The organism is Pseudomonas sp. 65/3-MNA-CIBAN-0223 (assembly GCF_040310425.1).
In the GTDB taxonomy this organism is placed as follows: domain Bacteria; phylum Pseudomonadota; class Gammaproteobacteria; order Pseudomonadales; family Pseudomonadaceae; genus Aquipseudomonas; species Aquipseudomonas gregormendelii.
On record NZ_JBEOPV010000006.1, the window covers coordinates 180,129 to 191,996 of the forward strand.

Here is an 11,868-nt window from a genome sequence, read left to right on the forward strand (position 1 = left end):
AGTTGCTCCATCACTCTTATTCGGCTGTTTCAACTGCGGTAATCATCCGCACTACATCAACTGTTTCGGCTACATCATGGACGCGCAATATACGCGCTCCCTTGGCGCACGCCAGTGCCGCCAGTGCCAGGCCGCCATACAGGCGCTCCCCGACCGGGCGATTCAACGCATGACCAATCATGCTCTTGCGCGAAACCCCGACCAGCAGGGGGCGCCCCAGGGCATGCAAAGCTTCCATGTGCCTGAACAAGCTTAGATTGTGCTGCAAGGTTTTGGCGAAGCCGAAGCCCGGATCCAGGATGATCCGCTCGGCTGGAATTCCAGCCATCGCACACTGGGCCATGCGCTCGGCGAGAAACTCACCGACTTCTTTGGTCACGTCCTGATAATGCGGATCATCCTGCATGTCGCCAGGCTCGCCCAGCATATGCATCAGGCACACGGGCAAGCCGGTGGCTGCCGCGGCATCCAGGGCACCCTCACGACGCAGGGAGCGCACATCATTGATCAACCCGGCCCCCAGCCGCGCGGCTTCGCGCATGACTGCCGGGGTGGAGGTATCCACCGAGATGATCACATCGAGTTCGCGGCTGATGCGCTCGACGATAGGCGCTACGCGCTCGATCTCCTCCAGCGGAGAAACCGCCCTGGCACCCGGCCGGGTCGACTCACCGCCGACATCGATCAGGGTCGCGCCGGCGGCCACCATCGCTTCGGCATGGCGCAAGGCCGCATCGAGCTGGCTGTATCGGCCACCATCGGAGAAAGAGTCGGGAGTTACATTGAGAATGCCCATGACATGCGTATGGGCCAAATCAAGAACCCGGTTGCCGCAAGGCAACCGGGTTGAGGACTGAACAGAAGTCATTTCAAACCTTAAACGTCAGCAGCAGGACCGCCGATCGGTGTTTCCGGACGCGGATCCTGTACTGCCGGAGGAGTACCGGAAGTCCCTGTACCACCCGACCAGTCGCGAGGTTCGCGAGGAGTACGACCCGCCATGATGTCGTCGATCTGCTCAGCATCGATCGTCTCGTACTTCATCAGGGCATCGGCCATCGCATCAAGCTTGTCGCGGTTGTCCGTGAGGATCTGCTTGGCAGTGCCGTAGCACTGGTCAATGATGCTGCGCACTTCGGAGTCGATCAGCTTGGCTGTCTCACCGGAGAAGCTTGCACTCTGACCACCGCCGCCACGACCGAGGAATACTTCGCCCTCGTCTTCGGCGTACATCAACGGACCGAGTTTTTCCGACAGGCCCCACTTGGTCACCATGTTCCGCGCAATCTGGCTGGCACGCATGATGTCGTTGGAAGCGCCGGTGGTGACACCGTCGAAGCCCAGGGTCATTTCTTCAGCGATACGGCCACCGTAGAGCGAGCAGATCTGGCTGATCAGCGCACGCTTGGACAGGCTGTAGCGATCTTCTTCCGGCAGGAACATGGTCACACCCAGCGCACGACCGCGCGGGATGATGGAGACCTTGTAGACCGGATCATGCTCAGGCACTACGCGACCCACAATGGCGTGGCCGGCTTCGTGATAAGCGGTGTTCTGCTTCTCTTTTTCCGACATGACCATGGATTTGCGCTCGGCGCCCATCATGATCTTGTCCTTGGCCAGCTCGAATTCTTTCATTTCGACGACGCGCTTGCCGGTACGGGCAGCGAACAGCGACGCTTCGTTCACCAGGTTGGCCAGGTCGGCACCGGAGAAACCCGGGGTACCACGGGCAATCACCGCAGGAGCGACATCGTCACCCATTGGCACTTTGCGCATGTGCACCTTGAGAATCTGCTCGCGACCACGGATATCCGGCAGACCGACCACAACCTGACGGTCGAAACGGCCCGGACGCAGCAACGCAGGGTCCAGTACGTCCGGACGGTTGGTCGCGGCGATGACGATGATGCCGTCATTCATTTCGAAGCCGTCCATCTCTACCAGCAACTGGTTGAGAGTCTGTTCGCGCTCGTCGTGACCGCCACCCATGCCGGCGCCACGGTGGCGACCGACGGCGTCGATTTCATCGATGAAGATGATGCAAGGCGCGTGCTTCTTGGCCTGCTCGAACATGTCACGAACACGGCTCGCACCCACGCCGACGAACATCTCGACGAAGTCGGAACCGGAAATAGTGAAGAACGGCACCTTGGCTTCGCCGGCAATCGCCTTGGCCAGCAAGGTTTTACCGGTACCCGGAGGACCGACCATCAGCACGCCGCGAGGGATGCGACCGCCCAGGCGCTGGAACTTGCCCGGATCGCGGAGGAATTCGACGAGCTCGCCAACTTCTTCCTTGGCTTCGTCGCAACCGGCAACGTCAGCCAATGTGGTCTTGACCTGATCTTCGGAGAGCAGGCGTGCCTTGCTCTTGCCAAAGCTCATCGGCCCACCCTTGCCCCCTGCACCGCCCTGCATCTGGCGCATGAAGAACATGAACACGGCGATGATCACCAGGATCGGGAAGCTGGCCACCAGGAGTTGAGTCCAGATGCTTTGCTGCTCAGGCTGCTTGCCCTCGACAACGACGTGGTTATCCACGAGGTCACCGATCAGACCATTGTCCTGGATTGCCGGACGGATGGTCTTGAAGCTGTCGCCATCGCTGCGCTTGCCGGTGATGACATAACCATCAACGGCTACGCGCTCGACCTTGCCATCCTTGACCTGCTGGATGAAGTCGGAATAGTTGAGGGTCTGCGGCTCGTTAGGGCTGGAGAAGTTGTTCATCACCGTCACCAGGACTGCCGCGATGATCAACCACAGGATCAGATTCTTTGCCATATCGTTCAATTAACTACCCTCTGAAGCAAGCTCCGCTAATGGCGCGCGCTTCGCATGATATTCACCGGCCTAACTTACTACATTACGAACGGCGGTGGCAGGCGCCGTCTGTAACCCTTTGTGAAACACTTTCTACACAATATTCGCTATTGCCCGCGGGGCGAAATACGAAAATCCTATCGACCCGCTAAAAAACCTTACTCGGCAGGACGGCGATAGCCCCAAGCCAGCATGTATTGCTCGCGGGAACTGCCACGGGAAGAGTCCGGCTTGATCATCTGGACCTTGTCGAATTTCTGACGAGCGTCCTTCACGTAAGCATCAAACCCTTCGCCCTGAAACACCTTGATCACGAAATTACCACCCGGCTTGAGTATCCGGGCCGCCAGATCAAGCGCCAGCTCACATAGAAACATGGCTTTTGGCATGTCTACTTCAGGCGTACCACTCATATTGGGGGCCATATCGGAAATCACAAGGTCCACCTGCGAATTACCCACGGCTTCAAGGATCTGGGCGAGCACTTCGTCCTGGGTGAAGTCACCCTGGATGAAAGTCACGTCCGGAATACTGTCCATTTCCAGAATGTCCGAAGCGATCAGACGCCCCTGACCGCCGATCAGCCGACTGGTGACCTGCGACCAGCCGCCGGGCGCCGCACCCAGGTCGACAACGCTCATACCCGGACGGATCAGCTTGTATTTCTCCTGGACTTCCAGAAGCTTGTAGCTCGCACGCGAGCGGTAACCATCCTTCTGCGCCTGCTTCACATAGGGATCATTGACATGTCTTTTCAGCCAGCCAAGGCTTGTCTTGGAACGCGCCATTGGGCACCTCGATGATAAGGGTCGTGATTAATTGGGCGGATCCACGAGCCCTCGGGTAAAATGGCCGCCATTTTACAGAATCCAGACGAAAGGGTCAGATTATGCCGCTCACTCAAGAGCAGAAGAAACAGTACAAATCCATTGGCCACCATCTGAAACCGGTTTTGATCGTGGCGGACAACGGTTTGACTGAAGGTGTGTTAGCCGAACTTGAACGCGCTTTGGCGGATCACGAGCTGATCAAGATCAAGCTCAACATCCTCGATCGCGAATCGCGCCTGGCGTCCATTGCAGAGCTGTGCAAGGTCGGTAAAGCGGACCTGGTCCAGGTCATTGGCAAGATGGCACTGATTCACCGCAAGAACTTCAGCGTCAACAAGCAGCTGTCGAACGTCCATCGCTTCAAGTGATGACAAGGGTCAAGGGTGTGCTTCGCGCACCCTGCCACTCCATCCAGGTACCGGCTGCAACACCAGCACCAGCCCGGAAAACCCCAGGACCAGATAGCTGAAAACCTGCCAGCTCACGGCATCCGGCCATCCCAGGCGCACAGCGACAAACATCCCGCACGCATACAGCGCCATCAACAGCAGTTGCCCGCGAATATCGCGCCATAGACTGGCAAGGCCCTCGGCCTGAATCAGCACCAAAGCCTGAAAAATCACACACGCTGCGGCAAATCCCACCATCAGCGCATTCAACATGCCTGCAATTTCGTCGATCAGCAGCGGTGCCAGGCCAATCCAGCCCAGCACCGGCAGCAGACCGATATGCAACAGCCACAGGCCGCCTACCCATAACATCTGGGTCAGCTGCCAAAGCATCGCGCCCGCACGAAGCGGGCGCCATGGCTTATCAGATGTGGCGAACTTCGACAATCTCATACTCGATAACGCCACCCGGCGTCTTCACGGCAACCACGTCACCCTCCTCCTTGGCGATCAAGGCGCGGGCCAGTGGTGAACCCACCGAAATCTTGCCGAGTTTGAAGTCAGCTTCGTCCTCACCCACGATGTGGTAAGTGACGCGCTCATCCGTCTCGACGTTGGCGATCTCAACGGTGGTGCCGAAAATCACTTTACCGGTATGAGGAATGGAAGTGACGTCGATGATGACCTGGTTCTGAATCCGGCCTTCGATGTCACGAATCCGCGCCTCGACCATCCCTTGCTGCTCGCGGGCAGCGTGGTACTCGGCGTTTTCCTTCAGGTCACCCAACTCGCGGGCCGTCCCGATGTCCTGGCTGAGCTTCGGACGGACGACCTTGGTCAGGTGAGCGTGTTCTTCTTCCAGGGCTTTGGCGCCCTGGACGGTCATTGGGTACTTGATCATGCCTTTAATCCTGCGTGTAGATCCTGCAAGCGGCGCACAGTCTTCTCGGGACCGAACTTCAACGCTTCGCAGATGGCTTCGCCAGCAGCAATGGTGGTGGTGCAGTAAATCTTGTGCTGCAGCGCATTACGACGAATGGAGTACGAGTCGGCGATCGACTGACGACCTTCGGTGGTGTTGATGATCAGGGTGACTTCGTCATTTTTGATCATGTCGACCACGTGCGGACGACCTTCGGTCACCTTGTTCACACGGCGCACTTTCAGGCCTGCGGCTTCGATCAGCTTGGCAGTACCGGCAGTGGCAACCACTTCGAAACCCAAGTTGATCAGATCACGGGCCACGCCTGCAACCAGTGGCTTGTCATCGTCGCGCACGCTGATGAACGCGGTACCGCCGGTCGGCAGCACTTCGCTGGCGCCCATCTGGGCCTTGGCGAATGCTTCGCCGAAGGTGTCGCCCACGCCCATCACTTCACCGGTGGACTTCATCTCAGGGCCCAGGATCGGGTCCACACCAGGGAATTTGGCGAATGGGAACACCGCCTCTTTCACGCTGTAGAAGTTAGGAATGATTTCCTTGGTGAAGCCGATTTCCTTCAGGGTTTTGCCGGCCATGACGCGAGCCGCGATCATTGCCAGGGAAACACCGATGCACTTGGACACGAAAGGTACGGTACGGGAAGCGCGCGGGTTGACTTCGATGACGTAGATGTCTTCGCCTTGCAGCGCCAACTGCACGTTCATCAGGCCGACAACGCCCAGCTCCAGGGCCATTTTCTTGACCTGTTCGCGCATCTCGTCCTGGATGTGCGCAGGCAGCGAGTAAGGCGGCAGGGAGCATGCGGAGTCACCGGAGTGAACGCCGGCCTGCTCGATGTGTTGCATGATCGCGCCGATCACCACGTCGGTGCCGTCGCAGACCGCATCCACGTCCATCTCGATGGCGCAGTTGAGGAAGTGGTCAAGCAGCACAGGGCTGTCGTTGGACACTTTCACCGCATCACGCAGGTAGCGCTTGAGCTCTTCTTCTTCGTAGACGATTTCCATCGCACGACCGCCCAACACGTAGGACGGACGAACCACCAGCGGGTAGCCGATCTTGCTGGCAGCGCGAATCGCTTCGTCTTCGCTGCGCACGGTGGCGTTTGGCGGCTGGCGCAGGTTCAGGCGCTCGACCATCTGCTGGAAGCGCTCACGGTCTTCGGCGCGGTCAATGGCGTCAGGGCTGGTGCCGATGATCGGCACGCCGGCTTCTTCCAGGGCTCGTGCCAGTTTCAGCGGGGTCTGACCGCCGTACTGGACGATCACGCCTTTTGGCTTCTCGACGCGGCAGATTTCCAGCACGTCTTCCAGGGTCACTGGCTCGAAGTACAGGCGATCGGAGGTGTCGTAGTCGGTGGAAACGGTTTCTGGGTTGCAGTTGACCATGATGGTCTCGTAACCGTCTTCGCGCAGGGCCAATGCCGCGTGCACGCAGCAGTAGTCGAACTCGATGCCCTGGCCGATACGGTTAGGACCGCCGCCGAGGATCATGATCTTGTCGCGACCCGACGGTGCAGCTTCGCACTCTTCCTCGTAAGTCGAGTACATGTAGGCGGTGTCGGTGGCGAACTCGGCCGCGCAGGTGTCAACGCGCTTGTAGACCGGGAAGATCTCCAGCTTGTGGCGGTGACGACGCAGCGCCTTCTCGGTCACGCCCAGCAGCTTGGCCAGACGCATGTCGGAGAAGCCTTTGCGCTTGAGCTTGAACATCAGGTCGCGGTCGATGCTGGCCAGACCCAGGGTCTTGACCTTCTCTTCTTCCTTGATCAGATCTTCGATCTGCACCAGGAACCACGGGTCGATCATGTTCATGCCGAAGATGTCTTCGACCGACAGGCCGGCGCGGAAGGCGTCAGCCACGTACCAGATACGCTCGGCTCCCGGCACGGTCAGTTCGCGCTTGAGGATGCTCATGCTTTCCGGATTGCTCAGGTCGAGCTTCTCGTCCAGGCCGCAAACGCCCACTTCCAGGCCGCGCAACGCTTTCTGCAGGGATTCCTGGAAAGTCCGGCCGATGGCCATGACTTCACCCACCGACTTCATTTGAGTGGTCAGGCGCGCGTCGGCTTTCGGGAATTTCTCGAAGGCGAAGCGAGGCAGCTTGGTCACGACGTAGTCGATGGACGGCTCGAAGGACGCAGGCGTAGCACCGCCGGTGATTTCGTTCTGCAGTTCATCCAGGGTGTAGCCGATCGCCAGCTTGGCAGCGATGCGCGCAATCGGGAAACCGGTGGCTTTGGAGGCCAGTGCCGACGAACGGGATACCCGCGGGTTCATCTCGATGACCACCATGCGACCAGTGTCCGGGCAAATGCCGAACTGGACGTTGGAGCCGCCGGTTTCCACGCCGATCTCGCGCAGTACCGCCAGGGAGGCGTTACGCATGATCTGGTATTCCTTGTCCGTCAGGGTCTGTGCCGGCGCAACGGTGATCGAGTCACCGGTGTGCACACCCATCGGGTCAAAGTTTTCAATGGAGCAGACGATGATGCAGTTGTCCTTCTTATCGCGGACAACCTCCATCTCGTATTCTTTCCAGCCGATCAGGGATTCGTCGATCAGCAGCTCTTTGGTTGGCGACAGGTCCAGACCACGGGCGCAGATTTCTTCGAACTCTTCACGGTTGTACGCGATACCGCCACCGGTGCCGCCCATGGTGAAGGACGGACGGATGATGCACGGGAAGCCAAGCTTCTCGAGCACTGCGTTGGCTTCTTCCATGCTGTGGGCGATACCCGAGCGCGGGCAGTCCAGGCCGATGGATTTCATCGCCTTGTCAAAGCGCGAGCGGTCTTCAGCCTTGTCGATGGTGTCGGCATTGGCGCCGATCATCTCTACGCCGAATTTTTCCAGGACGCCTTCGCGCTCCAGGTCCAGGGCGCAGTTCAGGGCGGTCTGGCCACCCATTGTTGGCAGCAGCGCGTCCGGACGCTCTTTCTCGATGATCTTGGCAACGGTCTGCCACTTGATCGGCTCGATGTAGGTGGCGTCGGCCATGTCCGGGTCGGTCATGATGGTCGCCGGGTTGGAGTTCACCAGGATGACGCGGTAGCCCTCCTCGCGCAGGGCTTTGCAGGCCTGGGCGCCGGAGTAGTCGAATTCGCAGGCCTGGCCGATCACGATCGGGCCAGCGCCGAGAATCAGGATGCTTTTTATGTCTGTACGTTTTGGCATGGGTTTGTCACTCAAATCCGCAGGTCAGTCGGCAAGCCGTCTTGTTCAATCTGTGAAGCCTTGAGGGGGCCGCCGATGGGGGCCGCCCTCAAGCTTTGCTGCATCAGGGCGAGCGATCAGCGTCGCTTGGCCATCTCGTTGATGAAGCGATCGAACAATGGCGCTACGTCGTTCGGGCCAGGGCTGGCTTCCGGGTGACCCTGGAAGCTGAAGGCGCTCTTGTCGGTACGCTCGATGCCTTGCAGGGTGCCGTCGAACAGCGATTTGTGGATCGCGCGCACGTTGGCCGGCAGGGTCGCTTCGTCCACCGCAAAACCGTGGTTCTGGCTGGTGATCATGACTACACCGCTGTCCAGGTCCTGCACCGGGTGGTTGGCACCGTGGTGGCCGTGGCCCATTTTCAGGGTCTTGGCGCCGGAGGCCAGGGCCAGCAGCTGGTGACCGAGGCAGATACCGAATACCGGGATCTCGGTTTCCAGTACGTCCTTGATCGCCTGGATCGCGTAGTCGCATGGCTCCGGATCACCCGGGCCGTTGGACAGGAACACGCCATCGGGCTTCATCGCCAGCACGTCGGCCGCTGGCGTCTGGGCCGGAACCACAGTGACGCGGCAACCGCGCTCGACCAGCATGCGCAGGATGTTCAGCTTTACGCCGTAGTCGTAGGCGACCACATGGTACGGCAGCTCAGAAGCGTCGATGGTCGCGTGGCTGTCGGTTTTCAGGTCCCAGACCGTCGAGCGCCACTCGTACTGCTCTTTGGTGCTGACGACTTTCGCCAGGTCCATGCCCTTGAGGCCAGGAAAACCCTGGGCGGCGGCAATGGCAGCTTCTTCTGAGATGTTGTCACCGGCCATGATGCAGCCGTTCTGTGCACCTTTCTCACGCAGGATGCGGGTCAGGCGACGGGTATCGATACCGGCGATGGCCACGACGTTGTTGGCTTTCAGGTAATCGGACAGGGACATCGTGTTGCGCCAGTTGCTCGCAACCAGTGGCAAGTCACGGATGACCAGGCCAGCAGACCAGACGCGGTCAGACTCGGCGTCTTCCGGCGTGGTGCCAGTGTTGCCGATGTGCGGATAGGTCAGGGTAACGATCTGTTGGGCGTAGGAAGGATCGGTAAGGATTTCCTGATAGCCGGTCATGGCGGTATTGAACACCACCTCACCAACGGTTTGACCGTCGGCTCCAATTGCTTCGCCGCGAAAAATGCTGCCATCAGCAAGGGCGAGTATGGCTGGCTTAGTCAAGAAGACCTCCCGTAAATAAAGCCTGAAAGGGCGATCGCAGGTGTAAAAAAGCGGAGTGACGTATGGACACGTCACCCCGCTCATTCACTGAATTATTCTGCGCGCTTTTAGTGAACACACTAAAGCTGTAGCTTACAGAAAAAGGCCTTTTTGGTCTACCGCCAATGAGCCTTAAAGGCCGGAGAATGCGACAGGTCGTCGCTTGGCGGAGTAAAAACGGGCTCAAACGCTGCGCGCGAGCCCGATTTCAGGTGCATCTTAACGCAGGTCGAGCACGTCTTGCATGTCGTACAGACCAGGCTCACGCCCGTCCAGCCACAATGCGGCACGCACCGCACCCTTGGCGAAGGTCATGCGACTGGACGCCTTGTGGGTGATCTCGACGCGCTCACCGTCGGCGGCGAACAGCACCGTGTGATCGCCAACGATGTCGCCGGCACGCACGGTGGCAAAACCGATGGTCTCGCGCTCGCGAGCGCCGGTCTGACCCTCACGACCGTACACCGCAACCTTCTTCAGATCACGACCGAGGGCATCGGCAATCACCTCACCCATGCGCACGGCAGTGCCTGACGGCGCATCGACTTTATGCCGATGGTGAGCCTCGGTGATTTCGATATCGACATCATCACCCAGCACCCGCGCCGCCGTATCGAGCAGTTTCAGGCACAGGTTGACGCCGACGCTGAAGTTGGCAGCGAAGACAATTGGAATGTCCTTGCCCGCCTCGGCCAGCAGTTGCTTCTCTTCGACACTGAAACCCGTTGTGCCGATGATCATCGCCTTGCCGTGCTTGCGGCAGAAGGCGAGGTTCTTCAGGGTCACTGTCGGGTGAGTAAAGTCGATCAGCACGTCGAACTCGTCGGCCACCCGAGCCAGGTCACCAGACAGCGGAACGCCAATGCGACCCAGCGCCGCCAGCTCACCGGCATCCGCACCGACCAGCGTGCTGTCGGGACGATCCACAGCCGCCGTCAGGCCGGCGCCCGGGGTTTGCTGCACGGCTTCAATCAGGGTTTTACCCATGCGCCCGGCGGCGCCCATCACTGCAATACGTCGCATGCCCTTCTCCTTACAAATCGCCGAAGAAGCGCTTCACGCCTTCGAACCAGCCAGTGGTTTTCGGCGAATGGCTGTTATCGTCCGCCAGCGAGCTGCGGAACTCTTCCAGCAATTCGCGCTGACGACGACCCAGGTTTACCGGGGTTTCGACCGCCACCCGGCACATCAGGTCGCCGGCACCGCCACCGCGCACCGGCGCAACGCCTTTGCCACGGACCCGGAACTGCTTGCCGGTCTGGGTGCCCTCGGGGATCTTCAGCTTGACTCGACCATCCAGGGTCGGAATCTCCAGCTCGCCGCCCAGCGCCGCGTCGACGAAACTGATCGGCACTTCACAGAACAGATGCTTGCCGTCGCGCTGGAAGATCGCGTGCTCGCGCACGTTGATCACCACATAGAGGTCGCCAGTAGGGCCGCCCTGGGCACCCGCCTCGCCTTCGCCGGACAGGCGGATGCGATCACCGGTATCGACACCGGCCGGCACTTTCACCGACAGGGTCTTGTACTCTTCGATACGACCGTCTCCCTGGCAGGAATCGCACGGGTCGGAAATGATCTTGCCCTGGCCATGGCAGCGCGGGCAGGTCTGCTGTACCGAGAAGAAGCCTTGCTGCATGCGAACCTGGCCGATGCCGCCGCAGGTCGGGCAGGTAACAGGCGCCGAGCCCTTCTTGGCACCCGAGCCATCGCACGGCTTGCAGTTGACCAATGTCGGAACGCGGATATTCACGGTAGTACCGCGCACCGCCTCTTCCAGGTTCAGCTCCAGCGTGTAGCGCAGGTCGCTGCCGCGCTGGGCGCCGCCACGAGCACCGCCGCGACCGCCACCGAAGAAATCGCTGAACACATCGCCAAAGATGTCGGAGAAATTCTGACCACCGAAACCTGGCCCACCGCCGCCCATGCTCGGGTCGACGCCGGCATGACCGTACTGGTCGTAAGCGGCGCGCTTGCTCGAATCGGACAGCACTTCGTAGGCCTCGTTGGCCTCCTTGAACATCTCTTCCGACGCTTTGTCATCGGGATTACGGTCCGGGTGATGCTTCATTGCCAGGCGGCGGTAGGCCTTCTTCAGGTCTGCTTCGCTTGAGCCACGCTCAACACCCAACACTTCGTAATAGTCACGCTTTGCCATAAGTCTTTGCACTCTTGAGGACGTCCGGCAAACCTCTCCTGAGCCTTGCCAAACTCGTTGAGCCCCAATACAGGCCCGGACCCAACTCACGTCAATTCAACGATCCTGGTCTTTGATTCATTGCGGTACTTGCGGCGCGGAAAGCAGGAGCATTCCCGGCCATACCAGCAACATACGAACGCTGCCGCATGCTGTAAAAAATTCTCGTACTCCAGACACGCCAACGCGGGAGCAGGCTCCCGCGCGGCGACATC

General features: G+C 59.7%; 10 protein-coding genes. 1 reads left to right on the forward strand and 9 read right to left on the reverse strand.

Annotated elements, in window-relative coordinates; genetic code table 11:
* Nucleotides 1-16: 16 nt before the first annotated feature.
* The 3 genes from folP to rlmE form a co-directional block, all read right to left on the reverse strand.
* Nucleotides 17-868 (reverse strand): dihydropteroate synthase, encoded by an 852-nt coding sequence (folP, locus tag AAEZ09_RS08985; RefSeq protein WP_350599110.1) that lies wholly within the window; start codon nucleotides 866-868, stop codon nucleotides 17-19.
* An 8-nt stretch (nucleotides 869-876) separates the two neighbouring features.
* Nucleotides 877-2,787, reverse strand: a complete 1,911-nt coding sequence (ftsH, locus tag AAEZ09_RS08990) for an ATP-dependent zinc metalloprotease FtsH (RefSeq protein ID WP_045060045.1) — start codon at nucleotides 2,785-2,787, stop codon at nucleotides 877-879.
* A 197-nt stretch (nucleotides 2,788-2,984) separates the two neighbouring features.
* Nucleotides 2,985-3,614: a 23S rRNA (uridine(2552)-2'-O)-methyltransferase RlmE gene (gene rlmE, locus AAEZ09_RS08995; protein WP_045060046.1), complete on the reverse strand. Its 630-nt coding sequence runs from the start codon at nucleotides 3,612-3,614 to the stop codon at nucleotides 2,985-2,987.
* A gap of 101 nt (nucleotides 3,615-3,715) precedes the next feature.
* Between rlmE and AAEZ09_RS09000 the strand changes: the two genes are divergently transcribed.
* Complete coding sequence (locus tag AAEZ09_RS09000) at nucleotides 3,716-4,024, forward strand: YhbY family RNA-binding protein (protein WP_045060047.1); 309 nt, start codon at nucleotides 3,716-3,718, stop codon at nucleotides 4,022-4,024.
* Between the two features lie 9 nt (nucleotides 4,025-4,033).
* Here AAEZ09_RS09000 and AAEZ09_RS09005 read toward each other — a convergent pair whose 3' ends face one another.
* The 6 genes from AAEZ09_RS09005 to dnaJ all read right to left on the reverse strand — a co-directional run bounded on the left by AAEZ09_RS09005 (nucleotide 4,034) and on the right by dnaJ (nucleotide 11,614).
* Nucleotides 4,034-4,438 carry a hypothetical protein gene (locus tag AAEZ09_RS09005; RefSeq protein ID WP_045060048.1) on the reverse strand — a complete coding sequence of 135 codons (405 nt, stop codon included), beginning with the start codon at nucleotides 4,436-4,438 and terminating at the stop codon, nucleotides 4,034-4,036.
* A 31-nt stretch (nucleotides 4,439-4,469) separates the two neighbouring features.
* The gene (gene greA, locus AAEZ09_RS09010; RefSeq protein ID WP_008029775.1) at nucleotides 4,470-4,946 is read right to left on the reverse strand and encodes a transcription elongation factor GreA; all 477 of its coding nucleotides are present in this window, start codon (nucleotides 4,944-4,946) and stop codon (nucleotides 4,470-4,472) included.
* Nucleotides 4,943-8,164 carry a carbamoyl-phosphate synthase large subunit gene (gene carB, locus AAEZ09_RS09015; RefSeq protein ID WP_045060049.1) on the reverse strand — a complete coding sequence of 1,074 codons (3,222 nt, stop codon included), beginning with the start codon at nucleotides 8,162-8,164 and terminating at the stop codon, nucleotides 4,943-4,945. Before carB ends, greA begins: the two co-directional genes overlap by 4 nt.
* Nucleotides 8,165-8,280: 116 nt before the next feature.
* Nucleotides 8,281-9,417, reverse strand: a complete 1,137-nt coding sequence (gene carA / locus AAEZ09_RS09020) for a glutamine-hydrolyzing carbamoyl-phosphate synthase small subunit (RefSeq protein ID WP_045060050.1) — start codon at nucleotides 9,415-9,417, stop codon at nucleotides 8,281-8,283.
* 258 nt (nucleotides 9,418-9,675) lie between these two features.
* On the reverse strand, nucleotides 9,676-10,479 hold the full coding sequence (dapB, locus tag AAEZ09_RS09025) for a 4-hydroxy-tetrahydrodipicolinate reductase (protein ID WP_045060051.1): 804 nt from the start codon (nucleotides 10,477-10,479) through the stop codon (nucleotides 9,676-9,678).
* A gap of 10 nt (nucleotides 10,480-10,489) precedes the next feature.
* Nucleotides 10,490-11,614: a molecular chaperone DnaJ gene (gene dnaJ / locus AAEZ09_RS09030; protein WP_205893406.1), complete on the reverse strand. Its 1,125-nt coding sequence runs from the start codon at nucleotides 11,612-11,614 to the stop codon at nucleotides 10,490-10,492.
* Nucleotides 11,615-11,868: the final 254 nt, after the last annotated feature.

Coding starts and splice junctions, on each gene's coding strand:
- rlmE (WP_045060046.1), bottom strand. CDS start 3,614: ATGGCGCGTTCCAAGACAAGCCTTGGCTGGCTGAAAAGACATGTCAAT.
- folP (WP_350599110.1), bottom strand. CDS start 868: ATGACTTCTGTTCAGTCCTCAACCCGGTTGCCTTGCGGCAACCGGGTT.
- AAEZ09_RS09000 (WP_045060047.1), top strand. CDS start 3,716: ATGCCGCTCACTCAAGAGCAGAAGAAACAGTACAAATCCATTGGCCAC.
- ftsH (WP_045060045.1), bottom strand. CDS start 2,787: ATGGCAAAGAATCTGATCCTGTGGTTGATCATCGCGGCAGTCCTGGTG.
- greA (WP_008029775.1), bottom strand. CDS start 4,946: ATGATCAAGTACCCAATGACCGTCCAGGGCGCCAAAGCCCTGGAAGAA.
- dapB (WP_045060051.1), bottom strand. CDS start 10,479: ATGCGACGTATTGCAGTGATGGGCGCCGCCGGGCGCATGGGTAAAACC.
- dnaJ (WP_205893406.1), bottom strand. CDS start 11,614: ATGGCAAAGCGTGACTATTACGAAGTGTTGGGTGTTGAGCGTGGCTCA.
- carB (WP_045060049.1), bottom strand. CDS start 8,164: ATGCCAAAACGTACAGACATAAAAAGCATCCTGATTCTCGGCGCTGGC.
- AAEZ09_RS09005 (WP_045060048.1), bottom strand. CDS start 4,438: ATGCTTTGGCAGCTGACCCAGATGTTATGGGTAGGCGGCCTGTGGCTG.